The organism is Chitinimonas sp. BJB300 (assembly GCF_002735695.1).
In the GTDB taxonomy this organism is placed as follows: domain Bacteria; phylum Pseudomonadota; class Gammaproteobacteria; order Burkholderiales; family Chitinimonadaceae; genus Chitinimonas.
Genome location: NZ_PDZH01000016.1, coordinates 1 through 26,846, shown reverse-complemented (window position 1 = coordinate 26,846; position 26,846 = coordinate 1). Strand labels below are relative to the sequence as shown.

The 26,846-nt window shown below is 55.1% G+C and carries 27 protein-coding genes; 21 read left to right on the top strand and 6 right to left on the bottom strand.

Annotation, left to right across the window (positions count from 1 at the left end):
• The first annotated feature begins 67 nt into the window (after window positions 1-67).
• The 4 genes from CSQ89_RS04445 to CSQ89_RS04430 are packed head-to-tail and all read left to right on the top strand — an operon-like array spanning window position 68 to window position 3,130.
• On the top strand, window positions 68-535 hold the full coding sequence (locus tag CSQ89_RS04445; protein WP_099404999.1) for an EVE domain-containing protein: 468 nt from the start codon (window positions 68-70) through the stop codon (window positions 533-535).
• The gene (locus tag CSQ89_RS04440; protein ID WP_199065220.1) at window positions 532-1,335 is read left to right on the top strand and encodes a sulfite exporter TauE/SafE family protein; all 804 of its coding nucleotides are present in this window, start codon (window positions 532-534) and stop codon (window positions 1,333-1,335) included. The genes CSQ89_RS04445 and CSQ89_RS04440 overlap by 4 nt, the downstream gene beginning before the upstream one ends.
• Window position 1,336: 1 nt before the next feature.
• Window positions 1,337-2,089, top strand: a complete 753-nt coding sequence (locus CSQ89_RS04435; RefSeq protein ID WP_099404979.1) for an NRDE family protein — start codon at window positions 1,337-1,339, stop codon at window positions 2,087-2,089.
• A 27-nt stretch (window positions 2,090-2,116) separates the two neighbouring features.
• Window positions 2,117-3,130, top strand: a complete 1,014-nt coding sequence (locus CSQ89_RS04430) for a cation diffusion facilitator family transporter (protein ID WP_099404978.1) — start codon at window positions 2,117-2,119, stop codon at window positions 3,128-3,130.
• A 75-nt stretch (window positions 3,131-3,205) separates the two neighbouring features.
• Here the strand turns inward: CSQ89_RS04430 and CSQ89_RS04425 are convergent, their stop codons facing one another.
• From CSQ89_RS04425 to CSQ89_RS04410, 4 genes are read right to left on the bottom strand one after another with little or no spacing between them, the layout of a single operon-like run.
• On the bottom strand, window positions 3,206-3,985 hold the full coding sequence (locus tag CSQ89_RS04425; RefSeq protein ID WP_099404977.1) for a substrate-binding periplasmic protein: 780 nt from the start codon (window positions 3,983-3,985) through the stop codon (window positions 3,206-3,208).
• Window positions 3,982-4,911 carry an exopolyphosphatase gene (locus tag CSQ89_RS04420; RefSeq protein WP_099404976.1) on the bottom strand — a complete coding sequence of 310 codons (930 nt, stop codon included), beginning with the start codon at window positions 4,909-4,911 and terminating at the stop codon, window positions 3,982-3,984. The genes CSQ89_RS04425 and CSQ89_RS04420 overlap by 4 nt, the downstream gene beginning before the upstream one ends.
• 54 nt (window positions 4,912-4,965) lie before the next feature.
• Entirely contained in the window at window positions 4,966-5,916 is a 951-nt protein-coding gene (locus CSQ89_RS04415; protein WP_099404975.1) for an SPFH domain-containing protein, read from the bottom strand.
• Between the two features lie 40 nt (window positions 5,917-5,956).
• Window positions 5,957-6,379, bottom strand: coding sequence for an NfeD family protein (locus CSQ89_RS04410; RefSeq protein WP_099404974.1), 423 nt, complete (start codon window positions 6,377-6,379; stop codon window positions 5,957-5,959).
• A 162-nt stretch (window positions 6,380-6,541) separates the two neighbouring features.
• Here CSQ89_RS04410 and mnmG point away from each other — a divergent pair, with 162 nt between their 5' ends.
• The 15 genes from mnmG to glmS all read left to right on the top strand — a co-directional run bounded on the left by mnmG (window position 6,542) and on the right by glmS (window position 21,626).
• Complete coding sequence (gene mnmG, locus CSQ89_RS04405; protein ID WP_099404973.1) at window positions 6,542-8,452, top strand: tRNA uridine-5-carboxymethylaminomethyl(34) synthesis enzyme MnmG; 1,911 nt, start codon at window positions 6,542-6,544, stop codon at window positions 8,450-8,452.
• A complete protein-coding gene (rsmG, locus tag CSQ89_RS04400) occupies window positions 8,449-9,090 on the top strand; it encodes a 16S rRNA (guanine(527)-N(7))-methyltransferase RsmG (protein ID WP_099404972.1) in 642 nt (213 codons plus the stop codon). Before mnmG ends, rsmG begins: the two co-directional genes overlap by 4 nt.
• The gene (locus CSQ89_RS04395) at window positions 9,087-9,848 is read left to right on the top strand and encodes a ParA family protein (RefSeq protein WP_099404971.1); all 762 of its coding nucleotides are present in this window, start codon (window positions 9,087-9,089) and stop codon (window positions 9,846-9,848) included. Before rsmG ends, CSQ89_RS04395 begins: the two co-directional genes overlap by 4 nt.
• Window positions 9,849-9,965: 117 nt before the next feature.
• Window positions 9,966-10,814, top strand: a complete 849-nt coding sequence (locus CSQ89_RS04390; RefSeq protein WP_099404997.1) for a ParB/RepB/Spo0J family partition protein — start codon at window positions 9,966-9,968, stop codon at window positions 10,812-10,814.
• 131 nt (window positions 10,815-10,945) lie between these two features.
• Entirely contained in the window at window positions 10,946-11,353 is a 408-nt protein-coding gene (locus CSQ89_RS04385; protein ID WP_139022966.1) for a hypothetical protein, read from the top strand.
• 16 nt (window positions 11,354-11,369) lie between these two features.
• Entirely contained in the window at window positions 11,370-12,224 is an 855-nt protein-coding gene (gene atpB, locus CSQ89_RS04380) for a F0F1 ATP synthase subunit A (RefSeq protein ID WP_099404969.1), read from the top strand.
• Window positions 12,225-12,296: 72 nt separating this feature from the next.
• A complete protein-coding gene (gene atpE, locus CSQ89_RS04375) occupies window positions 12,297-12,569 on the top strand; it encodes a F0F1 ATP synthase subunit C (RefSeq protein ID WP_072429553.1) in 273 nt (90 codons plus the stop codon).
• Between the two features lie 30 nt (window positions 12,570-12,599).
• Window positions 12,600-13,070, top strand: a complete 471-nt coding sequence (locus tag CSQ89_RS04370; protein WP_099404968.1) for a F0F1 ATP synthase subunit B — start codon at window positions 12,600-12,602, stop codon at window positions 13,068-13,070.
• Window positions 13,071-13,076: 6 nt separating this feature from the next.
• Window positions 13,077-13,613, top strand: a complete 537-nt coding sequence (locus CSQ89_RS04365; protein WP_099404967.1) for a F0F1 ATP synthase subunit delta — start codon at window positions 13,077-13,079, stop codon at window positions 13,611-13,613.
• 42 nt (window positions 13,614-13,655) lie between these two features.
• On the top strand, window positions 13,656-15,197 hold the full coding sequence (gene atpA / locus CSQ89_RS04360; protein WP_099404966.1) for a F0F1 ATP synthase subunit alpha: 1,542 nt from the start codon (window positions 13,656-13,658) through the stop codon (window positions 15,195-15,197).
• Window positions 15,198-15,225: 28 nt separating this feature from the next.
• Entirely contained in the window at window positions 15,226-16,092 is an 867-nt protein-coding gene (gene atpG / locus CSQ89_RS04355; RefSeq protein ID WP_099404965.1) for a F0F1 ATP synthase subunit gamma, read from the top strand.
• Window positions 16,093-16,132: 40 nt separating this feature from the next.
• Entirely contained in the window at window positions 16,133-17,551 is a 1,419-nt protein-coding gene (gene atpD / locus CSQ89_RS04350) for a F0F1 ATP synthase subunit beta (protein ID WP_099404964.1), read from the top strand.
• Window positions 17,552-17,562: 11 nt separating this feature from the next.
• On the top strand, window positions 17,563-17,988 hold the full coding sequence (locus tag CSQ89_RS04345; protein WP_099404963.1) for a F0F1 ATP synthase subunit epsilon: 426 nt from the start codon (window positions 17,563-17,565) through the stop codon (window positions 17,986-17,988).
• Window positions 17,989-18,145: 157 nt separating this feature from the next.
• Complete coding sequence (gene glmU / locus CSQ89_RS04340; protein WP_099404962.1) at window positions 18,146-19,519, top strand: bifunctional UDP-N-acetylglucosamine diphosphorylase/glucosamine-1-phosphate N-acetyltransferase GlmU; 1,374 nt, start codon at window positions 18,146-18,148, stop codon at window positions 19,517-19,519.
• 280 nt (window positions 19,520-19,799) lie between these two features.
• A complete protein-coding gene (gene glmS, locus CSQ89_RS04335) occupies window positions 19,800-21,626 on the top strand; it encodes a glutamine--fructose-6-phosphate transaminase (isomerizing) (RefSeq protein WP_099404961.1) in 1,827 nt (608 codons plus the stop codon).
• Between the two features lie 77 nt (window positions 21,627-21,703).
• Here glmS and CSQ89_RS04330 read toward each other — a convergent pair whose 3' ends face one another.
• Window positions 21,704-22,693: an MBL fold metallo-hydrolase gene (locus CSQ89_RS04330; RefSeq protein WP_099404960.1), complete on the bottom strand. Its 990-nt coding sequence runs from the start codon at window positions 22,691-22,693 to the stop codon at window positions 21,704-21,706.
• A 73-nt stretch (window positions 22,694-22,766) separates the two neighbouring features.
• Here CSQ89_RS04330 and CSQ89_RS04325 point away from each other — a divergent pair, with 73 nt between their 5' ends.
• Window positions 22,767-23,579, top strand: a complete 813-nt coding sequence (locus CSQ89_RS04325; RefSeq protein WP_199065217.1) for a LysR family transcriptional regulator — start codon at window positions 22,767-22,769, stop codon at window positions 23,577-23,579.
• A 180-nt stretch (window positions 23,580-23,759) separates the two neighbouring features.
• Here the strand turns inward: CSQ89_RS04325 and CSQ89_RS04320 are convergent, their stop codons facing one another.
• Window positions 23,760-24,362: a GNAT family N-acetyltransferase gene (locus CSQ89_RS04320; RefSeq protein WP_233202960.1), complete on the bottom strand. Its 603-nt coding sequence runs from the start codon at window positions 24,360-24,362 to the stop codon at window positions 23,760-23,762.
• Window positions 24,363-24,575: 213 nt separating this feature from the next.
• Here CSQ89_RS04320 and CSQ89_RS04315 point away from each other — a divergent pair, with 213 nt between their 5' ends.
• On the top strand, window positions 24,576-26,633 hold the full coding sequence (locus CSQ89_RS04315) for a diguanylate cyclase domain-containing protein (RefSeq protein ID WP_099404958.1): 2,058 nt from the start codon (window positions 24,576-24,578) through the stop codon (window positions 26,631-26,633).
• The last annotated feature ends 213 nt before the right edge of the window (window positions 26,634-26,846 follow it).

Genomic DNA, 26,846 nt, shown 5'->3' with positions numbered 1-26,846 from the left:
GCGAGGCTTTGCGTTGGCGCAGCCAGAGGCATCCGCTACGATAACTGTTTTTACCCAGGGCCACGGTATGCGCTATTGGTTAATGAAGGCAGAGCCGGAAGAACTTGGTATTGCTGATTTGGCCGCACTGCCAACACAAACGGTGGGCTGGTGCGGCGTGCGCAATTATCAAGCGCGCAATTTCATGCGTGACCAGATGCAACAGGGTGATAGGGCGTTGTTCTACCATTCGGGGGTTAAGGAGCCGGGCGTAGCAGGCATCGTCGAAGTGTGTTCTTCGCCTTATCCCGATCCGACGCAGTTCGACCCCAAAAGTCATTATTACGACCCGAAGTCCAAACCAGAAGCCCCTCGCTGGCAGCAGGTTGATGTTCGATACATCAAGCGGACCCGTTATCTGCCGCTGAGCGCTATGCGTGCTGAACCCGATCTGGAAGGCATGCTGCTGCTGGTACGCGGTAACAGGTTGTCGATTACACCGGTCGAGCCGGCACATTGGAGGGCTGTCATGCGGTTGTTGGGGGAAGCCCCTTGAGCTGGTTGGCGATCAGTGCCTTTCTGGCGACGGGCTGTGCGGCTGGCTTTCTGGCAGGTCTCTTGGGAGTAGGCGGTGGTTTGATTATTGTGCCGGCACTGGTGGCGATTTTTGAGGCCAACCATTTTCCACCGGAACATACTTTGCATATTGCGCTGGGTACTTCATTGGCCAGCATCATTTTCACCTCTATCTCCAGCTTGCGGGCCCACCATGGCCGAGGTGCAGTGCAATGGACCACGGTAAAAGGCATGGCGGCTGGGTTGGCGTTGGGAACATTTGGTGGGGCTTGGTTGGCGGCAAAAATTCCCTCCTTGGGCTTGAAGTGGTTTTTTGTCTTCTTTGCCTACGTGGTTGCAGCGCAAATGTTGTCGGGTTTCAAGCCCAAGCCCAGCCGGCAACTGCCCGGTAGCAGTGGTTTGGCATGCGCAGGGGGTATTATCGGTACTGTCTCAGCCTTTGTAGGCATTGGGGGCGGCTCTATGTCGGTTCCATTCCTTACGCTGTGCAATATGCCTCTGCCAGCAGCCATTGGTACGTCTGCCGCGTTGGGGTTGCCTATCGCACTGGGTGGGTTGGCAGGCTATGCCTTCAATGGCGTTGGCTTAAGTCATCTACCCGCCTACAGCTTGGGTTTTGTCTACTTACCCGCCTTGATAGGCATTGTTGTAGCCAGCTCGCTAGTTGCCCCTCTGGGCGCGACCATGGCGCATCGATTACCGGTTGCCCGGCTCAAACAATGCTTTGCCGGTCTGTTGATATTGATCGCCAGCCGAATGCTCTACAGTCTGGTTGCTTGATATGTGTCTGATAGGTTTTGAATGGCAACCGGGTACAGACACACCCCTGAGGGTTGTAGCCAATCGTGATGAATTCTATGCTCGCCCTACTGCTGCGGCGGCTTGGTGGCCCAAGGGAGATATCCTGGCTGGGCGAGATCTGGAGGCTGGCGGCAGCTGGATGGGTGTCAGCCGCAATGGCCGTTTCGTGGCACTAACCAATTATCGCGAACCGAGCGCCACGCAGTTTGACGCACCATCCCGCGGCCAGCTGGTTGTGGATTTTCTGCGTGACCCGCGCAATGCCAGTCAATATTTGTCGGGATTGCGCGCGATAGCCAGCCGTTACAATGGCTTCAATTTGTTGGTTTACGATGGGCGGCAATTGCTGGGTTATGAGAGCCGTACGGATCGTGTGTTGCGTTTTGGTCGGGGCATCCATGCCCTATCAAATGCCTGTTTTGACACACCCTGGCCTAAGTTGAGCAAAATCAAAGCCGGCTTTGTCGAGGCTGACCACGATACCACGGCCTTGTTTGCGATATTGCAAGACGCCGAAGTGGCGCCAGATTCACAACTGCCGAGTACAGGCGTTCCTTTGGCTTTGGAGCGTGCGTTATCAGCAATTTTTATTCGAACGCCCTGCTATGGTACTCGTTGCTCCAGTTTGCTGATGCTGGGCCGGCAGCGCGCCGAATTTACCGAACGACGTTTTGAATATGGAGAGTTCGTGGAAGAAAATCGCTTTGAGTTTGCATTTTCCGGGTTGACCTAAACTGACTTCTGGTTGAATCTGCGTTGTATGTCGCACGAACATCATGATCACGCTCATCACCATCATGCTGCCAGCCGCAAGCGGATGCTGATCGCGCTTCTTTTGACCGCTGGCTATGCCGTTGTCGAAGCATTCGGTGGTCTTTATACCGGCTCGCTTGCCCTCTTGTCGGATGCTGGGCATATGTTGACGGATGCTGCGGCGCTGGGCTTGGCGTTATTCGCCCAATATGTTGCCCGCAGACCGGTGTCCGCCAGCAATTCGTATGGCTATGCGCGTGCGGAAGTCCTCGGTGCGCTGATCAATAGCCTGTTCATGCTGGCGATGGTGGGGTGGATCGCATTTGAGGCGCTGGGCCGTCTGTTTAACCCCAAGGATGTCGATGGGGTCGGCGTGATGGGAATCGCGAGCATTGGCCTGGTTGTGAATTTGATCGCAGCTTGGTTGTTATCGAGCGATAGCCACAATATGAATTCACGAGCTGCGCTGATGCATGTACTGGGCGATCTGCTTGGCTCGGTCGCGGCAATTTTGGCAGGCTTGGTGATATGGGCTACTGGCTACAAGCCGATTGATCCAATTCTGTCGCTCTTGGTCGTGCTGCTGATTTTGCGTTCAACCTGGGCATTGGTGCTTCAATCAAGCCATATGTTGATGGAAGGGGTGCCGGCCCATCTGGATATGCAGGCAATCGGACAGACACTGGCCGAACAGAAAGGCGTGCAGTCAATCCATGACCTGCATGTCTGGCACCTGGGGCCCACGCGGGTGGCATTGTCGGCGCATATGGTGATCGAGTCCCCTGAGAGTTGGCCTCGCCTGCTGGCAGCGATTCAGGGACTGTTGGCCAAAGACTACGGCATTGACCATGTCACGTTGCAGCCGTCCTGGCTTGGAATGCCGCCCCGCGGTAAGGTCATCCCCCTGGCCGCGCTGACGGGAGGGGATTCTGAACACGATGGGCATGGTCACGCTGAGCCCGTCAAATCCCACCAAGAAGGGCATGGTCACCATAAACATGATCATGGGCATACCCACTAGCGTCTTGTCCGACGCCCGGCGTTGCGGGCACCAGGAGACCCATCCCTGGGTTGCTCCAGCATAGCTTCTGTACCGTTATTCGACTTTAAGCTGCGTTAGCGATGCTTGACTCAATGTGGGCCAGTTATCCTCAATACGCTTTACCCCGCCCTTTGCACGCAGCTTGCCCCAGCCCCGTTCAAAGTGGGCTAGCGTTGTTTCGGCTTGTGGATGCGTCAACGAGAATACTGCGTAGATGGGCAGCGTGCTGATTTCACCGTAGTGCGCAACTTTATCCGCCAAGTCATGTTTATTGATCAGGATATGGGCCACTCGTGCATCAACCAAGGTGAAGGCAAGCCGTCCGGCAGCGACATTGCGTAGATTGGTTGCTTCGCTTTGGCTATGAACTTTGATGATATTCCTATCATTCAGTAATTCGGCTGGGTATTCATAACCCATCGCGACACCTACGCGTTGGCCACGCAGATCGGCATAATCGATTTTCTTCTGGGGTAGCCCGGCCGGGCCCCAGGTCAGCATGCGGATGTGGGTCAGGGGACGTGTCGACCATAGATAGTCTTGCTTACGGTCTGGTGTTTTGGCGGTATCGAAGGTCGCGACGTATTTACCTCGTTTGACGGATTCCAGGCAGCGATTGTAAGGCTCGGGCCTGAATTCGACATCAAGACCTGCTTCGGTGAAGGCAGCGCGCATCAATTCCACTGTCAACCCGACGGATTTTCCACGTTGCCCGGCTGAGTACGGGTAAAAATCATCTTCAGCGCATAACAAAACCTTGTTACTGCCCCAACAGGCGGTTGAGCAAAGCAACGCGCCAAGCGTCCATCTTGTTACAACTTGCACTGATTTCATCCTTCAGCGTTGATTTTTGAAACTAATTCCTTGAGTACTACTTCAGCGCGGTCATTGCTAACCTGACAAGTCCCCGCTGCATGGTGGCCGCCACCGCCATATTGCAAGCACAGTTCCCCGACATTGGTTTTGCAGGAGCGATCAAGAATGGACTTACCAATCGCGAATACGGTGTTCTGCTTTTCCCGGCCCCACATGACATGGATGGAGATATTTGTCTCAGGGTACAACGCATACACCATGAAGCGGTTGGCTGCGAAGATGGTTTCTTCATTGCGTAGGTCCAGCACCGCCAGATTAAGGCTGGTGGTAGTACAGCGCATGATTTGGTCCTTGGCACGCGGCTCGTGTTCAAAATACAGCTCTACGCGCTCGCGCACGTCCGGCAGGCTGAGAATGTCCTCAATGCCATGGGTGCGGCAGTACTGGATCAGGTCCATCATCAGCTGGTAGTTACTGACGCGGAATTCGCGAAACCGGCCCAGTCCTGTACGCGCATCCATCAGGTAATTCAGTAGCACCCAACCTTCGGGGCTCAAGATTTCGTCAGCCGTAAAGTCGGCTGAGTCCGCCTTGTCAACAGCCTCCATCATGTCATCACTGACTCTGGGAAACGCCTTTCTACCGCCATAGTATTCGTACACCACCCGGGCAGCAGAGGGGGCGGTAGGAATAATAATGTGATTATCGTGCTTTTCGTTGCGCAACGTTTCGGAGAGATGGTGATCGAAGGCCATGTGCAGGCCCGGAACATACGGCAGGTTGGTGCTGATATCGCGGGGTGTCACGGAGACCTTGCCATCCTGCATATCCTTTGGATGCACGAACAGTATGTCGTCGATCATATCGAGTTCGTTCAATAACACGGCACATACCAGGCCATCGAAGTCACTGCGGGTGATCAGGCGGAATTTGGATTCAGACATGTGCGCACTCCCTACCGTAAGTGAGACCGAGCCGGCCGATGCCGGCTGTTGAGATCAGCTGATTTGTTGCTGTTGCTTCACCACCGTCATGGCCGTTGCTACCAAACTACCGATATCAGCAGCATTGGCAGGCAAGATCATGGTGTTACCTTCTTTAGCGATATTGCCGAAGGCATCAATATAGCGCTCGGCTACCTTAAGATTAACCGCCTCATAGCCGCCGGGCTGACGAATTGTCTGTGCGACCATATGAATAGCCTCCGCCGTAGCCCGGGCAACCAGGCGAATGGATTCTGCTTCCCCTTCGGCACGGTTGATGGCAGCGGCTTTATCGCCCTCAGACTGGTTGATAGAAGCTTGGCGTTCCCCTTCTGAGTTCTGAATGGCTGCTTCGCGTTGGCCCGTTGCGATATTTATCTGCTCCTGCTTGCGACCTTCCGAGGCGGCAATAAGGGCGCGCTTTTCCCGCTCGGCGGTAATCTGTGCCTGCATGGCATGCAGAATTTCCTTTGGCGGGGTCAGGTCTTTGATCTCGTAGCGTAGTACTTTGACCCCCCAGTTGGAGGCGGCTTCGTCCAGTGCGGTGACTACCGTACGGTTGATATCGTCGCGCTCTTCGAAGGTCTTATCCAACTCCATCCGGCCTACGACTGACCGCAAAGTGGTCTGCGCCAGCTGGGTGATGGCCAACTCAAAATTGCTGGAACCATAAGAGGCTTGTTTTGGGTCGGTTACTTGAAAGTAGAGGATACCGTCCACTTGAAGCTGGGTATTGTCTTTGGTGATACAGATTTGACTCGGTACATCGAGCGGTACTTCACGTAGATCGTGCTTGTAGGCGACACGATCAACAAACGGCACCACCACATTCAGGCCTGGTTGCAGTGTGCCGTGAAAGCGCCCTAACCGTTCTACCACCCATGCATGTTGTTGTGGGACGACCTTGAGCGATTTCACTGCAAAAATCACGGCAACTACAAACAGGACCAGTGCTATTGTCGGCATCTACTTCTCCAGAAACTGCTTAAAATCTTAAAGCATCGTGTTATGCGGCAGGAGGCATAAGCGCCACCAGCAGTGTGTTTCCTCGTTGACCAATGATATACAGCTCCACGGGAAGATCCTGGTCTGTGATAGCGGTGGCCAACTCGGCATCCCAGCCTGCGCCACGATAGCGTACACGTAACTGGGTGGCTGACTTCCAGTGTTCCACTTCAACCCTTTGACCCAAATCCAGCGATTGCGGCCCAGTTGGGCGACTGATGGGATTACGGCGCAACCACAGTGTGCCCGCAACGGCGCACAACGCTGCTGCCAGCAACTGTATGGGCAAGCTAAAACCTGCAAGTGCAACAATGCCGCCTATACCCGCGGCGATGCCACATACCAAAAGGTAGAAGGTGCCAACCAACATTTCGGTGCCGGCCAGCGCCAAACCCAATACAAACCAGATGATGTAGTTATCCATGCCTTCATTCACTACGGTTAATGCTTGAAAACGCTCCTGTTATAGCTTGAGCAGCTCTTTCCAACCAGCCCCTGGCGCACCAGCTGGCCGTTTTAAACGGTTTTGTCGTACAATACAGCCCCTTTGCCTTTGATATTCAGTTACTTAACGACAGGTTTGATCATGCTGTACCCAGAACGTTTCGATGTAATCGTCATTGGCGGCGGTCATGCAGGCACTGAAGCCGCGCTTGCTGCTGCCCGGATGGGCAGTCGCACGCTGTTGCTTAGTCATAATATCGAGACATTGGGCCAGATGAGCTGTAACCCCTCGATTGGTGGAATCGGCAAGGGGCATCTGGTCAAGGAGGTCGATGCATTGGGTGGCGCAATGGCGCTTGCGACTGATATGAGCGGTATTCAGTTCCGTACCCTGAATGGTTCCAAGGGGCCGGCTGTGCGTGCTACCCGGGCCCAGGCTGACCGGGTAATGTACAAGGCTGCCATTCGTTCCATGTTGGAAAACCAGCCCAATCTGACGTTGTTTCAACAAGCCGTCGATGACCTTGTGGTTGAAGGTGATCGGGTAATTGGTGTCATCACCCAAATCGGCATTCGTTTTGAAGCCCCGACAGTTGTCTTGACGGTAGGTACATTCCTCGCCGGCAAGATTCATGTCGGGCTTGAGAATCATACAGGGGGCCGTGCGGGAGACCCAGCTTCGGTTACGCTGTCCTCACGGTTACGTGAGTTGCAGTTGCCGGTAGGGCGGCTCAAGACAGGTACGCCGCCCCGTATCGATGGCCGCAGTATCGACTTTTCGGTAATGGAGGCACAGCCGGGTGATGAGCCTACGCCGGTGTTCTCGGCGCGAGGCAGCCGGGCCATGCACCCGCAACAGCTGCCGTGCTGGATTACCCATACCAACCAGCGGACGCACGACATTATCCGATCGGGGTTTGATCGTTCACCCATGTTTACGGGCGTGATAGAAGGTGTTGGCCCGCGCTATTGCCCGTCGATTGAAGACAAGATTAACCGCTTTGCGGACAAGGATTCACACCAGATATTCCTCGAGCCAGAAGGCTTGCACACCCATGAGTTCTATCCGAACGGTATCTCCACAAGTTTGCCTTTCGACATTCAATTGGCTGCCGTGCGCTCCATCCGTGGTTTGGAGAATGCACATATTCTGCGGCCGGGCTATGCAATCGAATATGACTATTTCGACCCGCGTGCGCTGAAAGCCACTTTCGAGAGCAAAGCGATTTCTGGACTCTTTTTTGCTGGCCAGATCAATGGTACGACAGGTTATGAAGAGGCCGCCGCACAGGGCTTGTTTGCTGGCTTGAATGCCGCACTTCAGGTACAAGGCAAAGCGAGTTGGACGCCCGCGCGTGATCAAGCCTATCTCGGTGTATTGGTCGACGATCTGATTACCCGTGGTGTTTCCGAACCGTATCGGATGTTTACCAGCCGGGCAGAGTTCCGATTGCAGCTGCGAGAAGACAATGCCGATCTGCGTTTGACTGAGGCAGGCCGTCGGCTTGGTTTGGTTGGCGATGAGCAATGGGCATTGTTCAGCCGTAAGCGGGATGCTTTGGCGGCTGAGTTGGAGCGGCTCAAGGTGACCTGGGTCAATCCGCGTCTTATCACGCCAGAAGAGGCACAGCGTGTATTCGGCCAGCAGATTGAACGCGAATACACCTTGGAACAACTGCTACGCCGGCCAAACGTCGATTACGCCAGCCTGATGAGCTTGCCAGTTGTAGGTGAGGCCGTGGCAGACCCTCTGGTTGCGGAGCAGGTGGAAATCCAGATCAAGTACGCAGGCTATGTGGAGAGACAGAAGGATGAAGTCGCCCGCCGCAGCGATATCGAAGATGTGCGCTTGCCCTCGGAGATGGACTACGGCAAGGTGCCTGGACTTTCCAAAGAAGTACAGCAACGATTGATTCAAGCTCGCCCAGAGACCCTGGGTCAGGCATCCAGATTGCAAGGCATGACACCAGCCGCCATTGGCCTGCTGCTTGTGCATCTGAAACGCGGCTTCAAAGCCACCCCGGACAACGACACGACAAAAAAGACCGCATGATCGGGACAAAACAAGAACAGCAATTAAAAGAGGGCCTGGCAGTATTGGGCCTCACATTGGACGACGCTAAGGTCGCCCGCTTGCTTACCTACTTGGCGTTACTGCTGAAGTGGAACAAAACATATAGTTTGACGGCAATTACAGAGCCTGAGCGCATGGTTTCTCACCATTTGCTCGATAGCTTGGCTGCGCTAGCGCCTATTGCCGCTGTGCAACCACGGCGGCTGCTTGATGTGGGTAGCGGCGGCGGCCAGCCCGGCATCCCCTTTGCCATTTTGCAGCCGGATTGGAAGATTACCCTGCTGGACAGCAACCATAAAAAGACGACTTTCCTGCGTCAGGCAGTGATTGAACTTGACCTACAGAATGTGCAGGTTATCTGTGACAGGGTTGAGAATGTCCCGCTTGATGGCGGTTTCGACCTGATAACCTCGCGTGCGTTTGCCGACTTGACGGACTTTGTTCGTCTAACAAAACATTTACTGGCGAATAATGGCCGTTGGGCTGCCCTAAAAGGGGTGCAGCCATTTGAGGAAATCGCTTCTTTGCCTGCTGATATTAATAGCCATGTTATGCCGCTGGATGTGCCGGACCTGGGTGCCGAGCGCTGCATTGTCTGGATGGAGGTGCGCGCATGAGTCGCGTCATCGCAATCACCAACCAAAAAGGGGGAGTGGGTAAGACCACCACCACGGTAAATCTCTCTGCCGGCTTGGTCCTGAAGGGAAAGCGGGTACTGCTGATCGACCTTGACCCTCAAGGCAACGCCACCATGGGTTCTGGCGTGGATAAGCAGGAGTTGGGCCGCAGTGTTTATCATTTGCTGCTGGGGCATGCCGAGTTGGCGGATGTACGTATCAATACCGAGCACGGCTTTGATATTCTTCCTGCGAACCGTGAGCTTGGTGGTGCCGAGGTTGAACTGATTGAAGTCGATCGGCGCGAACTACGTTTGCGTGAAGCGTTGTTGGCGGTGCAGGCTGAATACGATTACATCCTGATTGACTGCCCACCTGCGCTTAATATGCTCACCGTAAATGGTTTGGCTGCTTCCGATGGAGTCATTATCCCCATGCAGTGCGAGTATTATGCGTTGGAAGGCTTGACTGACTTGATCAACACCATGCGGCGTGTTCGGCAGGCGCTCAATCCCAAGATCGAGATTGATGGCTTGTTGCGTACGCTGTATGACCCGCGTTCTACTTTGGCGCAGCAGGTTGTAGCTCAGCTGAATCAGCATTTCGGTTACAAGGTGTTTGAGACGGTGATTCCGCGCAATATCCGTCTCGCAGAAGCCCCCAGTTTTGGCCGCCCTATCTTTGCTTATGACAAGTCCTCGCGTGGGGCGCAAGCCTACCGTGCGCTTGCAGAAGAGCTGATCGCACGCTTTAAATAAACCCGCGCCGAAGGCGCAGCCTGCCCCTTGTTTACCAAACAGGGTTAAGTGTGAATGTGTGGTCATGAGTACGGTGACGCACTGATCCCAGGTATGACCCTTATGGAAGTCAAATACATGGCCAAGTTCAAAGGTCTCGGTCGCGGTCTGGATGCCCTGCTGGGTAGTGCCGCGGCATTGGAAGAGAAACTCCAGGCGTTGCCTGTCCACTATCTGCAGCCAGGTAAATACCAGCCGCGCACCCATATGGATGAGCATGCGCTGGCTGACTTGGCTGAAAGCATTCGTACGCAGGGCGTGATTCAGCCGATTCTGGTGCGTGAAATCGGTATCGATCGCTATGAAATCATTGCTGGAGAAAGGCGTTGGCGGGCAGCACAAAAAGCAGGGTTGACTGAACTTCCTGCCGTTATTCGGAAGGTCTCGGACGAAGTCGTGCTGGTGATGGCGCTGATTGAAAATATCCAGCGTGAGAACCTGAATCCGCTTGAAGAGGCCGTAGGTTTGCAACGGCTGATTGAGGAGTTTGGCATGACGCACGAGGCTTGCGCCCATGCAGTCGGCAAATCGCGCTCTGCTGTGACCAACCTGCTCCGCTTATTGAATTTGGCAGACCCTGTACGAGAAATGCTGATGTATGGGGCGCTTGATATGGGCCATGCACGGGCGTTACTGGCGCTGCCGGTGTTGAAGCAGATTGAGATAGCAAAATTAGTTGCCGGTAAGGGCCTGTCGGTACGCGAAACGGAGAAGCTGGTTCAAACTCTATTGGCAGGCCAAGCTACGCCTATTGTTGTCTTGCAAAAGCGGGTTGATCCGGATTTGGCGCGTTTGCAGGAGGATCTATCTGATAAGTTAGGTGCCAAGGTGCAGATTGCAACGGGGCGCAAAGGCCGTGGCAAGGTGACCATAGAATATGGTTCTTTGGACCAACTCGATACGCTTCTGGCTTTGTTGCGCCACTAGATTGCCAGTGTTGATATCAATTCTTATTGAGCGATCGCATACTGATCGCTCAATATCCCACCCGTTTGAACGCTAGAATTTTCAGAAAAAACAGATGATTACGCCCTGCTGTCGGGCGCTCGGCTTGACCTATGCACCAAGAGAACGCTAACATCCGCGAGTTTTCTCAACCCCTCTCTCCATCCGAGAAGTTGAGAAAGCAGATTCGCGCCGTGCTGCTCGTGATGTCGGCCCTGACCGGGGTTGTTGCTACGACAGCATTTTTTATCGTCGATATCAAAGCGATGCTCGCTGCCTTGTTTGGCGGCTTGAGCCAGATCGTAGCGGTATTTGCCTATGGCCGAGTCAGCCGATTCGAAGGAATTCCGGCCCCGAAGGCGCTCTTTGCCCAGTTCTTAATGGCAGAGATCGTCAAGATTGTAGTGTCTCTGGCGCTATTGCTTGCCGGCTACATCATCTTTGGGGCGAATGCACTGTGGTTTGCCGGTGCATTCGTGGCCGCTCTGGCGGCCTATTTGCTGGTACTTATTTCCAAATAAAACACTACCCACACCTATGTCGGCTGAACATAACGCACCTGCTAACGCGACAGAATACATCTCGCACCATTTGATGAATCTGCGCGCCAACCCGGCACTTACTGATCCCACAGATCCTAGTCACTTCCATCTTGATACCTTCTGGATCGCCTTGATCCTGGGTTTCGTCTTCGTCGGTATTTTCGGCTTGGTAGCGCGTCGTGCTTCGGTGGACAAACCATCCAAGTTCCAGTTGTTTATCGAGCTGATCATCGAGCTGGTCGATAGCAACGTGAAGGATATCTTCCACGGTAAGAGCAAGATCGTTGCACCCCTGGCCCTGACGGTGTTTGTCTGGGTCACGCTGATGAACGCGATGGATTTTTTGCCGGTTGACCTGCTGCCGAAGATCGCAGCTGAGTTTGGTATCCAATACCTGAAAGTGGTGCCGACTGCCGACATCAACCAGGGCCTGGCTATGTCGCTGTCTGTTGTGTTGTTGTCCGTTGTTCTTGGCATTCAAGCCAAGGGCTTGGTTGGCTTTGTTGTCGAATTCTTCACCGCCCCCTTCCATGCTGAAGGTACGGTCATGAAGATCATCCTGATTCCTATCAATGGCGCAATGCAGCTGATCGAATATGGCTCACGTGGCCTGTCATTGGCTCTGCGGTTGGTTGGCAATATGTTCGCCGGCGAATTGGTATTTATGTTGATCGCCCTGTTGGGCATGAGTTGGACCGGAGCAAATCCAGGCTCCATTCTTGGTCTGTTGGGCCAAGTTGTGGCTGGCTCTGCCTGGGCAATCTTCCACATCCTGATTGTGATTCTGCAAGCCTACATCTTCATGATGCTGACCATTGTTTACTGTGGCCTGGCCGTTGAAGAGCATTAAGCCTTGCTGAAGCTTTATTGATTTTGTCGCACCCTTTTTTCGTAAATCACCATCCTTACTTAGGAGTATCAAATGGAACACGCAGTCCTGATCGCTAACGTTCAGCAATTCACCGCTATTGCCATCGGCCTGATGATTGGCTTGGCAGGCGTTGGCGCCGCTATCGGCGTGGCATTGGTTGGTGCCAAGTTCTTGGAAGGCGCTGCTCGCCAGCCTGAGTCTGCTGCTGCCCTGCAACCTAAGCTGTTCGTTATTGCCGGTCTGGTTGATGCCATCTTCATTATCACTGTTGCCGTTGCCCTGATGTTTGCCTTCGGTAACCCATTGGTCGCTCTGATCAAGTAAGCAACCCTTTCTCCATCAAGGGGTTAACACATGAATATTAACGCGTCCTTGTTCGGGCAAGCGTTGGTCTTCGCGATCCTGGTGCTGGTCACCTGGAAGTTCATCTGGCCGCCGCTTATCGCGACGCTGGAAGAACGTGCCAAGCGCATTGCAGACGGCTTGTCCGCTGCTGACCGCGCCAAGCACGATCTTGAGCTCGCCGAAAAGCGTGCTGCAGAAGAACTGCGCAAAGCCAAGTCGCAAGCGACCGAAATCATCGCCCAAGCTGAGAAGCGCGCCAGTCAGATCGTTGAGGAAGCCAAAGACGCAGCTCGCGTCGAAGGTGATCGTCTGATCGCTGGTGCAAAGGCTGAAGTCGACCAGCAAGTTCATCACGCCAAGGAAACCCTGCGTCAGCAAGTTTCTGTTTTGGCTGTGGCCGGCGCAGAGAAGATCCTGCGCAAGGAAGTGGACGCTGCTCGTCACGCCGACCTGCTCGCTTCTCTTAAAGCGGAACTGTAAACGCTCATGGCTGAACTCATAACCGTCGCAAGACCCTACGCCGAGGCTGCATTCCGGCTGGCGAAGGAAGCGAACAGCCTGCCGGCTTGGTCGGAGGCGCTGGCTGTATTGGCTGCCGCCGCGCAAGACCCGCTGGCAGTCGAGTTCGCCGCCAATCCGAAGTTCTCCGCGAGCCAGGTACAAGCGCTTCTGACCGAACTGCTTGGCGCGCGTGCTACGCCACACATAAGCAATTTCGTTTCTACCGTGTTGGAAAGCCGCCGCTTTGTCCTGCTGCCCTATATTGCCGATTTGTTCGAGCAATTGAAGGCTGTTGCAGAGGGTTCGGTTACAGCGCACATCGAGTCGGCTTTTGACCTGAGCGGTACCCAGTTGGACGAAATCAAGTCCATCTTGGCCGACCGTACCGGTAAGAAGGTCGAGACCACCGTCAGCATCAACCCCGATCTGATCGGTGGCGTGCGCATGACTGTGGGTGATGACGTCATCGACGCCTCGGTGCGTGGCAAGCTTGCTGCGCTCTCGGCCCGCCTCGCCCACTAACGCCTAGCGTAGTGAGCGAGTAATCATTTTGGAGTGCAAACAATGCAATTGAATCCGTCCGAGATCAGCGATCTGATCAAGAGCAAGATTCAGAACCTGTCCGCAGGCGCAGAAAGCCGCACGACTGGTACCGTGGTTTCGGTGTCTGACGGTATCGTTCGCGTGCACGGCTTGTCTGAAGTCATGCAGGGCGAAATGCTCGAATTCGTGGGCAATACTTTTGGTCTGGCCCTGAACCTGGAGCGTGACTCTGTTGGCGCCGTAGTACTGGGTGACTACGAGCACATTTCCGAAGGTTCGGAAGTAAAGTGCACCGGTCGTATCCTTGAAGTGCCGGTTGGTCCGGAACTGCGTGGCCGTGTGGTGAATGCATTGGGCCAGCCTATTGATGGCAAGGGCCCGATCAATGCGACCCGCTCCAGCCCGATCGAAAAAATCGCCCCTGGCGTTATCGCCCGTCAATCCGTTTCGCAACCATTGCAAACAGGTATCAAGGCGATTGACGCCATGGTGCCGGTTGGTCGTGGTCAGCGTGAATTGATCATTGGCGACCGCCAGACCGGCAAGACCGCTGTCGCGCTGGATGCCATCATCAACCAGAAGGGTAACGGCGTTACCTGTATCTACGTTGCTATCGGCCAGAAGGCTTCGTCGATTGCTAACGTGGTGCGCAAACTGGAAGAGCATGGTGCGCTGGATCACACCATTGTGGTTGCCGCTTCGGCATCTGAATCGGCTGCAATGCAGTACCTGTCGCCCTACGCTGGTTGCGCCATGGGCGAATACTTCCGCGATATCGGCGAAGATGCCCTGATCGTGTACGACGACTTGTCCAAGCAAGCCGTCGCCTATCGTCAGATTTCGCTGCTGTTGCGTCGTCCGCCGGGCCGTGAAGCGTATCCAGGCGATGTGTTCTACATCCACTCGCGTTTGCTGGAACGTGCATCGCGTGTCAATGAAGACTACATCGAGAAGATCACCAACGGTGCCGTGAAGGGCAAGACCGGTTCTTTGACCGCCCTGCCTATCATCGAAACCCAGGCTGGTGACGTGTCCGCCTTCGTGCCGACCAACGTGATCTCGATTACCGACGGCCAGATCTTCCTGGAATCGGACTTGTTCAACGCGGGTATTCGACCCGCCATCAACGCCGGTATCTCGGTGTCGCGCGTTGGTGGTGCAGCCCAGACCAAGGTCGTCAAGAAGCTCGCCGGTGGTATCCGTACCGCATTGGCCCAGTACCGTGAACTTGCTGCCTTTGCCCAGTTCGCTTCTGACCTGGATGAAGCCACTCGCAAACAGCTTGATCGCGGCCGCTTGGTGACTGAACTCCTGAAACAAGGCCAGTACGCCCCGTTCAAGGTGTCGCAGTTGTCGGTGACCCTGTACGCGGTTGAAAAAGGTCTGGCGGATGATGTGCCGGTTGAAAAAGCCTTGGCTTTTGAAGCCGCCCTGTATGCCTACGTGAAGGCCAACCATGCCGAAATCATCGCTGAGATGGACGGTAAGGGTGAGCTGTCTGGCGACAACGACAAGAAATTGGCGGAAGCCATCAAGTCGTTCAAAGCCAACGGCGCTTTCTGATTTGATCTAACGAGAGAAAGGTCAAGTCATGGCAGGCGGCAAAGAAATTCGCAATAAGATCAAGAGCGTGCAAAACACGCGCAAGATCACCCGCGCCATGGAAATGGTGGCTGCGTCCAAGATGCGCAAAGCCCAAGCTCGGATGAAGGCGGCTCGTCCTTACGGTGAAAAAATCCGTAATGTGACCGCCCATCTGGCTCAAGCTCTGGTGGACTATGCCCATCCTTTCCTGACCAAGCGTGCGCAAGTAAAGCGTGCCGGCATTATCGTGGTAACCACCGACAAGGGATTGTGCGGCGGCCTCAACACTAACGTGTTGCGCGCCTCGCTGAATCAGATGAAAGCTTGGCAACAGGCTGGCATTCAAGTCGATGTCACAGCCATTGGTAACAAAGGTTTTGGCTTTATGCAGCGCGCTGGTGGCCGTGTGGTCTCGCACGTTACGCAGCTCGGTGATACGCCGCACCTCGACAAACTGATTGGCCCGGTCAAGGTCATGCTTGATGCCTACATGGCCGGCCAGATCGACGAATTGCATATCGTCTACACCCGCTTCATCAACACGATGCGGCAGGAGCCGGTGGTAGAGCAGTTGCTGCCGGTGCCTGCAGACCGTATGAAGCCGGTTAGCCAGCACCCGTTTGAGTACATTTACGAACCGGGGCCGGAAGTGGTAATTGACGATTTGCTGATTCGTTATATCGAGGCGCTGGTGTACCAGGCAGTGTCCGAAAACATCGCTTCCGAACAAAGTGCGCGGATGGTGGCCATGAAGGCTGCTTCTGATAACGCCGGAACGGTGATTGATGAGCTCAAGCTGGTCTACAACAAGACCCGCCAAGCGGCCATCACCAAGGAACTGTCGGAAATCGTCGCCGGTGCAGCAGCGGTTTGATCGCAGCGCGGAACAGTATTTAACATTAAGGAATGCAACGATGAGCCAAGGTAAAATCGTGCAAATCATTGGTCCGGTGGTTGACGTGGAATTTCCACGCGACGGCTTGCCCAAGGTATTTGACGCGCTGACGCTGGCCAGCCCGGAACTGACGCTGGAAGTGCAGCAGCAGTTGGGTGATGGCGTAGTCCGTGCAATCGCCATGGGTTCGACCGATGGCGTGAAGCGCGGCCAGTCCGTGCTGAACACCGGTAACCCGATCTCGGTGCCGGTCGGCAAGGCTACGCTGGGCCGTATCATGGACGTGCTAGGCAACCCGGTGGATGAAGTCGGTCCTGTGGTTTCCGACGAGCGCTGGGCTATCCACCGCAAAGCGCCTAAGTTCGACGAACTGTCGAGCTCTGTGGACTTGCTGGAAACCGGTATCAAGGTGATCGACTTGATCTGCCCGTTCGCCAAGGGCGGTAAGGTGGGTCTGTTCGGTGGCGCCGGTGTGGGCAAGACTGTGAACATGCTTGAACTCATCAACAACATCGCCAAGGCTCACTCGGGTCTGTCGGTGTTCGCTGGTGTGGGCGAGCGTACTCGTGAAGGTAACGACTTCTATCACGAGATGGCCGACTCAGGCGTTATCAAGCTCGATAACCTGCCTGAATCGAAAGTGGCCATGGTTTACGGCCAGATGAACGAGCCTCCAGGTAACCGTCTGCGCGCTGCGTTGACTGGTCTGACCATGGCTGAGTACTTCCGTGATGAGAAGGACGCCAACGGCAAGGGCCGTGACGTGTTGTTCTTCGTGGATAACATCTACCGTTACACCCTGGCGGGTACCGAAGTGTCCGCTCTGCTGGGCCGTATGCCTTCCGCCGTGGGTTATCAGCCTACGTTGGCCGATGAAATGGGTCGTCTGCAAGAGCGCATTACTTCGACCAAGACCGGTTCGATCACTTCCATCCAGGCCGTTTACGTCCCTGCCGATGACTTGACCGACCCGTCGCCAGCCACGACTTTCGCCCACTTGGACGCAACCGTCGTGCTGTCACGTGATATCGCTTCGCTGGGTATCTACCCTGCTGTGGATCCACTTGACTCGACATCGCGTCAACTCGACCCGCAAATCGTGGGTGAAGAGCATTACTCGGTGGCCCGTGGCGTGCAGCAAACGTTGCAGCGCTACAAGGAACTGCGAGACATTATCGCGATTCTGGGTATGGATGAACTGTCGCCGGAAGATAAGCTGGTCGTGGCTCGCGCCCGTAAGATTCAGCGCTTCTTGTCACAGCCTTTCCACGTTGCCGAAGTATTTACCGGCGCACCGGGTAAGTATGTGTCGCTGAAAGAAACCCTGCGCGGCTTCAAGGGCATTCTGGCTGGCGAATACGATCATCTGCCGGAACAGGCCTTCTACATGGTCGGCGGCATCGACGAAGCTGTCGAAAAAGCCAAGACTCTGGCATAAGGTAGCGAGATATGGCCATGACCATGCATGTGGACGTAGTAAGCGCTGAAGAGCAGATCTACTCCGGTACTGCCGAATTTTTGGCGGCGCCAGGCGAGATGGGCGAAATCGGCGTGCTGCCGCGCCACGCTCCGCTGCTTACCCGTATCAAACCGGGTGTGCTGCGTATCAAGGTCGCCAATAGCAACGACGAGGAAGTGCTGGTCTATGTGTCTGGCGGCATCCTTGAAGTACAACCGCATGTGGTGACGGTTTTGGCCGACACTGCGATTCGCGGTAGCGACCTTGATGAAGCGAAAGCGTTGGAAGCCAAGAAGCTGGCCGAAGAAGCACTGAGCAACCGTTCGGGTTCGATTGACTACGCCTCGGCTCAGGCCGAACTGGCGCAGGCTGTCGCCCAGCTGGCTGCGATCAAAAAGTTGCGTAACCGCGCTTGATCAGTCTTCTGGTTGTCAAATAAAGGGGCAGCCTTCGGGTTGCCCTTTTGTTTTGCGGTTGCGCCTAATGAAACCTAGATTATACGGTCCTGGTTTCCCTTTTCAGCCCACGCTACGATAATCCGGCTCTACTTCAATTTTCGTTTGCGGGCTTTTCATGTCATTAAACGTCATCATCCTCGCTGCCGGCCAAGGCAAGCGTATGAATTCCAAGCTGCCAAAGGTGCTGCAGCCTATTGCAGGCATGCCGATGTTGGGCCACGTGGTGGAGGCTGGCCGTGCCCTGTCTGCCGAGCGTATGGTGGTGGTGTATGGGCATGGGGGTGAACAGGTAAAGGCAGCCTTTGCACGCCAGCCTGACATACGTTGGGCGCATCAAGCCGAGCAATTGGGTACGGGCCATGCGGTTGCACAGGCGCTACCGGATTGTAGCGAGGGGGTAGCGTTGATTTTGTACGGCGACTGCCCGTTGATTACAGCATCGACCTTGCAAACCCTACTGGCAGCAGCAGGGGACAACAAACTCGCTGTTTTGACAGCGGTGATGGACAACCCGACGGGCTATGGCCGCATGGTTCGGGATTCGGCAGGTCAAATTGTCCGTATTGTCGAGCAGAAGGATGCCAGTGATGCTGAGAAGGCGATCCGGGAGATTAACACCGGTTTTATCGCAGCCCCACTTACCTATTTGCGCGAATGGCTTCCCCGCTTGAAGAATGCCAATGCGCAAGGTGAGTACTATCTAACTGATGTGATAGCGATGGCGGTAGAAAACGGTGTTGCGGTCACTGGTGTGATTGCGGCAGATGTTTGGGAGCCCGCTGGCGTGAACGACAAGCGCCAGCTTGCCGAGCTGGAACGGGTTTATCAACGCCGCCAAGCCGACAAGTTATTAGCGGGTGGTGTTACGTTACTGGACCCGAGTCGCTTTGATTTACGCGGTACTGTGGAACACGGCCAAGATGTGGAAATCGACGTCAATGTTATTCTGGAAGGTAAGATCAAGTTCGGCAACGGCGTAAAGATTGGCCCGAACGTCTACCTGAAGAATGCGACGTTGGGCGACGGCGTTGTCGTCAAAGCCAATACCGTGATTGAGGACAGCATAGTTGGGGCTGGGTCCGACCTGGGCCCCTTCGCCCGTATCCGACCTGACTCGGTGCTGGGCGAGAAGGTGCATATCGGCAACTTCGTGGAGATCAAAAAAGCCACGCTGGGTAATGGCACCAAGGCTGGACACCTCTCGTATCTGGGCGATGCGGTAATTGGCGAGCGGGTTAATATCTCTGCCGGTGTGATTACCTGCAATTACGACGGCGCAAACAAATTCGTTACCACGATTGGTGACGACGCCTTTATTGGGACGGACAGCCAGCTGGTAGCGCCCGTTACTATTGCGGATCGTGCCTATATCGGTGCGGGCTCTACGATTACGAAAGATGCGCCAGCTGATGCGCTGACGGTTTGTCGGGCGCGCGAGCAAAAGTCGCTGCTTGGGTGGAAGAAACCGCAGAAAATCACCAAGGCCTAGAGGCTATTACCCAACTTTATGGACGTATGCAGCGTTCGCATGCAGGTTCCATGCGCTATAAAGCAGCATGCAATGGCCGCAATCGCGGCCGTTGTCGTTTTTGCTATCGCGTTTGTTACAGGCAGTTAGCTTGCAACCCTGAAAATGGTTAGTAAGCCTGCAGAGCTGCGCTTGTATGCCAAATGTATAATTTGAAATCAATTGGCAATGACGAAAACATACTCACGGCATGTCAAAGTCTGCCTAGACTTGCAAAAAATACTTTTCAGGAGTGAATCCCATGTGCGGAATTGTCGGCGCGATAGCGCAGCGTAATGTTGTTGCTCATCTAATTGATGGCCTGAAGCGGCTGGAATATCGCGGCTACGACTCATCGGGCGTGGCAGTACTGGTTGATGGTGCACTGCAGCGGGTGCGCCGTGTTGGCCGCGTGGCTGAGATGGAAAATGCCGTCCAAGCGGAAAGCCTGCAAGGCAAGCTGGGGATTGGTCATACGCGGTGGGCTACCCATGGCGGGGTGACCGAACCCAACGCTCACCCACATATTTCCAAGCAAGTTGCGGTGGTGCACAACGGCATCATCGAGAATCACGACGAGCAACGCCAACGTTTAAAGGCGCTTGGCTATGTCTTCGAATCCCAAACCGACACCGAAGTCATCGCCCATTTGGTCGAACACTACCTCAAGGAAACCGGTGAGTTGCTGGCGGCTGTGCAAAAAGCGGTGCGAGAATTGCACGGTGCCTACGCTATTGGCGTCATCGCCATCAAACAGCCCAACCTGCTGGTTTGTGCCCGCATGGGTTGCCCATTGCTGATTGGCTTGGGTGAAGGCGAAAACTTTATCGCATCGGATGTCTCTGCTGTACTTGCCGCCACCCGTAAAGTGATCTTCCTGGAAGAGGGTGATGTTGGGGCGCTTACAACCAATAGCGTATGCATCTTTGATCAAGCAGGTGAGGAGGTTGAACGTGCCGTGCGCTTGTCGGAAGTCTCATTGGCTTCGCTGGAGCTTGGTCCGTACCGCCACTTCATGCAAAAGGAAATCCACGAACAACCCAAAGCCCTGGCCGATACAATTGAACAGGTGTTGGAACAAGGCTTCAGCCCCGCGTTGTTCGGCGATACAGGGGGCGAACTGCTTAGCCAGGTGCAAGGCGTGCAAATCCTCGCCTGTGGTACCAGCTTCTACGCAGGTTCGGTTGCTAAGTACTGGATAGAAAGCATTGCCAAGCTACCCTGCACCGTCGAAATCGCCAGTGAATATCGGTACCGCGAAGCCGTTGCCAATCCCAAGTATCTGATTGTCACCATCTCGCAGTCTGGCGAAACGCTGGACACCATGGAAGCACTGAAATACGCCCAATCACTTGGCCACAGTCTCAGCCTGTCGATTTGCAATGTACAGGAGTCAGCCATTCCTCGTGCCAGCAAGCTGGTGTTCTATACCCGTGCCGGGGCCGAGATTGGCGTTGCCTCCACCAAGGCCTTCACCACTCAGCTGGCAGCCTTGTTTACCCTGGCGGTAACATTGGGCAAGCTCAACAATCGCTTGAGTAACGACCAAGAACAACGCTATTTGGACGATCTGCGCCAGTTGCCCGGCAGCGTGCAGCATGCGTTGAACCTTGAACCGCAAATCAAACCCTGGGCAGATCGCTTTGCGCCCAAGCAGCACTCGCTCTATCTGGGCCGTGGTGTTCATTACCCCATTGCTATGGAAGGTGCGCTCAAGCTCAAGGAAATCACCTACATCCATGCTGAAGCTTATGCCGCCGGTGAACTCAAGCACGGGCCACTAGCCCTGGTGGACGAAGACATGCCCGTTGTGGTGATCGCCCCTAACGACGCACTGCTGGAAAAAGTGAAGTCGAACATGCAGGAAGTTCGTGCCCGTGGCGGTGAGCTTTTCGTCTTTGCTGATCTCGACAGTGGCTTTGGCGAATCGGAAGGCGTCCACGTCATCCGCACCCCACGCCACGTTGGCGTGCTCAGCCCAGTTGTACATGCCATTCCCGTCCAGTTATTGGCCTACCATACCGCGCTGGCACGTGGTACCGACGTCGATAAACCACGTAACTTGGCCAAGTCGGTTACGGTTGAATAGCGTTAGGTCACTAAACGCGTGTTCTGAGTGGAAACAGGGCGCGTCGACGGGGTTGCCGTGGACGCGCCCTTGTTACATCAACGTGGAATTGTGTAATTCGCTGGCACCCAGGTGAATCCCGACGTTTCCTTGCGCAGATGGCCGATGCCCGGGAAGGCGATATGCGCGGCCGCGACCCAGTATTGCTTCGCCGCCGCGTCGGCAATTACGCGTTTGCGCTGCTTCGCCGCGGCCGGGCTGTCGATGTCGAACTGGATTGTCACCGCCGGTTTGGGGAGTTGCACATGCTGGGCGTGGACGGTGTCGCCCCAGAATTGCAGTTGCTGGCCTTTGCTTTCCACCACGTAGAAGGTATGACCTGGCGTATGGCCTGGTACGGCAACACTGCGTACGCCAGGGAACAGCTCGGTATCCCCGGCAAAGGTCTTCAGGCGGTCGGCGGCGGCATAGGGAGCAAGCGCTGTGGTCGCTTCGGGGAAGCTATGTTTATGGCGTTGTGCCGCTTTGGCCTCGTTGGCGGGATTAAGCCAGAACTCGGTTTCGCGCTTGTCGGTGTAGATGGTGGCGTTAGGGAAGACCATCTTGCCGTCCAGCGTCAGGCCGCCCGAATGGTCCCCGTGGACATGGGTCAACAGCACGGCATCGACGTCTTCGGCGCGATAGCCCGCTGCTTGCAGGCTGGCCAGTAGCCGGCCGCCGCCTTTGCTGCCAAACAGCCGGCCAGCACCGGTGTCGACCAGTAGCAATTGCGACCCGGTGTTGATCAAGTAGGTGTTTATCGATGTTTCCACCTCGCTGCCCAGATTGGCGCGTGCCTGGAGGTTGCGGATCTGTGCTGGCGTGGTGTCGGTCAGCAGTTTTTCCAGTGGCAGCGTGATGGTGCCGTCAGACAGGGCGGTAATCTCGAAATCCCCCAACATCATGCGGTAGTAGCCGGGCGCCTGTGTTTTGACCTGAGGTACGGCGGCGTGGCCAATTTGCGGCACGAGCGTCAGACCGACCGCTGGCAATGCCGACAAGGCAGCGATCAGGGTAGAGCGGAGCACGGTAGTGTTCAAAGCGGTCATGGACTCATCCTCTTGATTCGGTTGTTGTGCGGGCCATCTGCTGGCGTTGGGCCTTGCGTCGGCGAGTGCCGCAATGATCCAATCAGCGCCTCCATTATTCAAATCGATTGAAGAGATAATAATCATCAAGGAAATCGATTTAAGACGGGTCGATCTCAATCTATTAGTGACCTTGCTGGTGTTGTTGCGCGAACGTAGCGTATCGCGGGCTGCCGAGAAGCTGTATCTGGGCCAACCAGCTGTTAGTGCCGCTTTGGCGCGTTTGCGCACCCTGTTCGACGATCCGCTACTGGTGCGAACTGCTCAGGGTATGGTGCCGACGGTCAAGGCGCTGGAACTTGAAGCCGCGCTGAAGCCAGCCCTTGCCAACATCCAGTCGGTGCTGTTTGAGCCGACCGTGTTCGACCCGACCAAGGCTGAACGGACTTTCGTACTCGGCATGCCCGACTGGATTGAAATCTGCCTGATGCCACGGCTTTTCACACGGCTGCAGCAACTGGCACCGGGACTGCGCATCGCCGTGAAGACCTCCGATCCGTTTCAGGTCCAAGCGATGCTGGACCAGGACGAGATAGCGTTGGCGATTCTGCCTTCGTCTTCCACCTTCGATAGCGACACGCCGCCATGCTATGCCCAGCCGCTGCGGAAAATGGGGTTCGCGTGTACCTACGACCCGCAACAGATCGGACTGGCGTTGCCGCTGACGCTCGAACAATTCCTCGCATTTCCGCATCTACTGGTCACCTACCGTGTCGCCAACGAAGGCGTGGTGGGACCGTGTCCTGTCCGAACAGGGCCTAACGCGCCACGCGACCTATACCACGCCGCATTTTGGGGTTTTGCCCGACCTGCTACGGCATTTACCGGTCTTGGCCTGCGTGCCTGAGGTGCTGGCGGAGCAATTTCAGCCTCGCGACATCGCCCATACCCCTGGCGCTACCCAGCTTCACCGTTGACCTGATTTGGCATGCCACCCGCGACTGTGATCCGGCTTTGTTCTGGCTGCGGTCGCAGATCGAAGCAGTAGCAGCGGAGGCAATCTGATAGAGGCGGGGGCTGCCAGTATTTATTCAGCGGAGTCGGGAGAGATCACTTCCCACTTCCCAAGCTGGGTCAGCCCCGCCTTCTTTGCCAATGCAATGGACGCGTGATTATCAATTTGGCAACGGTATTGTGGCTCATACCCCAAATTGCAGGCATAGCAGCTGATTGCACGTACCACCTTACTCGCGTAGCCCTTACCACGGAACGGTGGTAGCGTAAGCACGCCAAGGTCTGCAATTTTCTGGCCTTCCCACGGGTACATACTTGCGGCGCAAACTAGGCGCTCGTTCTCGAAGGCGCCAAAGACCGCCCAGTGGTCAAGTTCGACATAAGCGTCGCCCAGGTCTTGCTCGGAGGCTGAGGACTGGAATTCGGCGAATATAGCCTCATCTGCTGCGCTCAATTGACGAATCGTGTGTAATGGTGTTTCCTCAAGCAAGACTCGCTTTGCCGTTTCTGAAAAATAGAAAACGTAGTCTGCGCCGTGCAGCTCCACGTACCCCTCACGCAGCTTCTGCCGTAACACCTGTTCAGACAGGTTCTGGTCTCGATACAGATTCAGCTTGTCTATGAGTACTGGTGTCAGGACCGCACTGATTTGACCGTCAGCGGTCTCTAGCAGCATCGCGCGCCTGTCTTCACTCAGTGCTGGTTTTATGGCAACCGTTAAATTGTCTTTACGACACAGGACTTCGCCGCTCAGAAAGGAGGTCTGCCAATAGAAACATACAGATGAATTCGCGCTTGTACTGCCCTCTATTGAGTCCGTAATTCAATTCCAAGAATGATTGAGGCATCATGAGGCGAATAACAGAGGTATATTGAAACCATCCATTAGATGATATGGAGAGGATCGCCCGGGTCACAGGTACGCAACCCTGGTTGTGATGGCACGATGACTAATCCAAGTCCCTCCCCCCCTTCTGAGGCTGCAGCTTTATCCAGCGATAAGCGCTTTCGCATGCTCGCGGACCTTATGCCTCAGATCGTTTGGACGGCTGATGCCGATGGGCGTGTGAATTACGTTAACAAGCGCTGGCATTCCTTCTCGGTGGTGGGGCTGGGGGGCGATGAGTCGAGCTATCCATTCGAAAGTTCGTTGCATGCCGATGATTTGGCGGCTTGGATTGCTTGTTGGGCTACCTCATGCGCAGACAATACGCCGTTTGAACTGGAAGCCCGGTTATGCCGCGCAAGTGATGGCTCATGGCGACGACATCTTCATCATGCGGTGCCGATTCGATCGTCCGCCGGTGTGACGTTGCAATGGTTTGGCACCAGTACAGATATAGACATCTATGGTATTAGCCAAGCAAGCTCAGATGCTCAAGATTTACTGGAAGAGCGCGCTAATGCTGCACTTGCGCTGAGCAACCATCTACTGGATGCGATGCAGGAGCGTAGCGAGGCGATTACCAAGCTGGAGCAGCAAACGCTGCATCTGAACGAGGTCATTACCACCCAGTCGCACTTGGCTCAGGCGGAACTGGAACTGGAAGGTTTCATGATCATCGTCGTAGAACGAATGCTCATGCTTACGCCGGCGACGGGTGCCGTGGTTGAGTTGGCCGAGGGTGACCAGATGGTCTACCGGTCTGCCAGCGGCACCGTCCAGCCCTATGTTGGGTTGCGTTTAAAAATGGAAGGTAGTTTGTCTGGCCGGTGCGTACGCACCGGCCAGATGCTGGAGTGCACCGATTCTAGTACCGACCCACGGGTTGACTATGCGGCGTGTCAAAAGGTGGGGGCTGCCAGCATGGTAGTTACGCCTCTCGTTGATCGGGGCCAGGTGGTTGGGGTACTTAAAATCCTGAGTAACCGAATCAATGCATTTTCCCTGACCGATATTCAGACCTTAAAACTGATGGCCGGGCTGATTGGGGCTGCAATCAGCCATCAACAACAGTTCCAGCTTAACCAGCAATTACTGGTAGAACGAACTCAGGCGATGATAACGCTCGCCAATGAAGTGGAGCTGCGACGCCAGTCTGAGGAAACCCTGCGCGCGAGTGAAGCACGTACGAGACTGATTATTGAAAGCTCAGGAGAAGCCTTTGTAGCCATTAATAATGATGGAGTAGTCACCGATTGGAATCGGCAAGCGGCTTTGGTATTTGGTTGGACCAGCCAGGATATGCTGGGCCATCGTTTGGAGGACAGACTGATACCCAAGCACCAGATAGATGTGTTTATGCAGGCTCTGTTGCTTGCTTCAGGCAACCAAGCAACAGTACAGCGCTTGGAGTTGATTGCCTGTACCGGTGATAGGGGTGAGATACCGGTTGAGATGACGCTCTCGGGGGTGCGTACCGGCGAATACTTTTTGTACAGTGCCTTCCTGCGAGATATCAGCGAGCGCCGCAGCCACGAAGCCATGTTGCGCCATCTGGCCGAGCATGACGTGCTGACCGGCCTGCGAAATCGGCGGGCTTTTGAGGCAAAGTTGCAAGTACATGGTGCTGAAGATGGCGGTGTGAAACAGTCTGCGCTTCTGTTTCTGGATCTGGATGGATTCAAAGCGGTGAATGATCGGCATGGCCACGAAGCAGGGGATGCGTTACTCAAGCAGGTAGCTAGCCGTCTCGGTGCTTGTGTACGGGAAAGCGATACGCTGGCACGCCTGGGTGGTGATGAGTTCGTTATTCTGCTGGCCGGGCTGGCTGATGGCGAGCGCGATACACAGCGTATCGCACAGGCCATCGTGAAGCGGCTGGCTGAGCCATTTGACCTGAATGGCATCGTCGTCAAGGTCAGTACCAGCATCGGTATTGCCATGAATGAAGGTGACGCCAAAATCGATGGGGCGACCTTATTGCAGCGTGCCGATGCTGCTATGTATGACGCCAAGTCTGGTGGAAAGAATCAATACCATGTCTGGACCCAGGACGAGCACTGATTATTCGTGTGTAAGAACCTGACTAAAGTCTCGCGAGCTAAGGCAAGACAAGGCGAAAACAGCCAAGGAAGCGGAGTTTACGATTGGTAACTGATGTTACGCAGTAGCTGCGAGAAGCAGCTGTAACTGATCATAAGCCGCGCGGGAGGCGTTGATCAGTAACTTGCGGCAAAGTGCGAATGGGTTCTTCTGCGTCTTGATGCTCAGGCATTC

Bases quoted from the DNA above. Each gene is read 5' to 3' on its own strand.
- CSQ89_RS04445 (WP_099404999.1), top strand. From the start codon at position 68: ATGCGCTATTGGTTAATGAAGGCAGAGCCGGAAGAACTTGGTATTGCT.
- CSQ89_RS04435 (WP_099404979.1), top strand. From the start codon at position 1,337: ATGTGTCTGATAGGTTTTGAATGGCAACCGGGTACAGACACACCCCTG.
- CSQ89_RS04430 (WP_099404978.1), top strand. From the start codon at position 2,117: ATGTCGCACGAACATCATGATCACGCTCATCACCATCATGCTGCCAGC.
- CSQ89_RS04425 (WP_099404977.1), bottom strand. From the start codon at position 3,985: ATGAAATCAGTGCAAGTTGTAACAAGATGGACGCTTGGCGCGTTGCTT.
- CSQ89_RS04420 (WP_099404976.1), bottom strand. From the start codon at position 4,911: ATGTCTGAATCCAAATTCCGCCTGATCACCCGCAGTGACTTCGATGGC.
- CSQ89_RS04415 (WP_099404975.1), bottom strand. From the start codon at position 5,916: ATGCCGACAATAGCACTGGTCCTGTTTGTAGTTGCCGTGATTTTTGCA.
- CSQ89_RS04410 (WP_099404974.1), bottom strand. From the start codon at position 6,379: ATGGATAACTACATCATCTGGTTTGTATTGGGTTTGGCGCTGGCCGGC.
- mnmG (WP_099404973.1), top strand. From the start codon at position 6,542: ATGCTGTACCCAGAACGTTTCGATGTAATCGTCATTGGCGGCGGTCAT.
- rsmG (WP_099404972.1), top strand. From the start codon at position 8,449: ATGATCGGGACAAAACAAGAACAGCAATTAAAAGAGGGCCTGGCAGTA.
- CSQ89_RS04395 (WP_099404971.1), top strand. From the start codon at position 9,087: ATGAGTCGCGTCATCGCAATCACCAACCAAAAAGGGGGAGTGGGTAAG.
- CSQ89_RS04390 (WP_099404997.1), top strand. From the start codon at position 9,966: ATGGCCAAGTTCAAAGGTCTCGGTCGCGGTCTGGATGCCCTGCTGGGT.
- CSQ89_RS04385 (WP_139022966.1), top strand. From the start codon at position 10,946: ATGCACCAAGAGAACGCTAACATCCGCGAGTTTTCTCAACCCCTCTCT.
- atpB (WP_099404969.1), top strand. From the start codon at position 11,370: ATGTCGGCTGAACATAACGCACCTGCTAACGCGACAGAATACATCTCG.
- atpE (WP_072429553.1), top strand. From the start codon at position 12,297: ATGGAACACGCAGTCCTGATCGCTAACGTTCAGCAATTCACCGCTATT.
- CSQ89_RS04370 (WP_099404968.1), top strand. From the start codon at position 12,600: ATGAATATTAACGCGTCCTTGTTCGGGCAAGCGTTGGTCTTCGCGATC.
- CSQ89_RS04365 (WP_099404967.1), top strand. From the start codon at position 13,077: ATGGCTGAACTCATAACCGTCGCAAGACCCTACGCCGAGGCTGCATTC.
- atpA (WP_099404966.1), top strand. From the start codon at position 13,656: ATGCAATTGAATCCGTCCGAGATCAGCGATCTGATCAAGAGCAAGATT.
- atpG (WP_099404965.1), top strand. From the start codon at position 15,226: ATGGCAGGCGGCAAAGAAATTCGCAATAAGATCAAGAGCGTGCAAAAC.
- atpD (WP_099404964.1), top strand. From the start codon at position 16,133: ATGAGCCAAGGTAAAATCGTGCAAATCATTGGTCCGGTGGTTGACGTG.
- CSQ89_RS04345 (WP_099404963.1), top strand. From the start codon at position 17,563: ATGGCCATGACCATGCATGTGGACGTAGTAAGCGCTGAAGAGCAGATC.
- glmU (WP_099404962.1), top strand. From the start codon at position 18,146: ATGTCATTAAACGTCATCATCCTCGCTGCCGGCCAAGGCAAGCGTATG.
- glmS (WP_099404961.1), top strand. From the start codon at position 19,800: ATGTGCGGAATTGTCGGCGCGATAGCGCAGCGTAATGTTGTTGCTCAT.
- CSQ89_RS04330 (WP_099404960.1), bottom strand. From the start codon at position 22,693: ATGACCGCTTTGAACACTACCGTGCTCCGCTCTACCCTGATCGCTGCC.
- CSQ89_RS04325 (WP_199065217.1), top strand. From the start codon at position 22,767: ATGATCCAATCAGCGCCTCCATTATTCAAATCGATTGAAGAGATAATA.
- CSQ89_RS04320 (WP_233202960.1), bottom strand. From the start codon at position 24,362: ATGCTGCTAGAGACCGCTGACGGTCAAATCAGTGCGGTCCTGACACCA.
- CSQ89_RS04315 (WP_099404958.1), top strand. From the start codon at position 24,576: ATGATATGGAGAGGATCGCCCGGGTCACAGGTACGCAACCCTGGTTGT.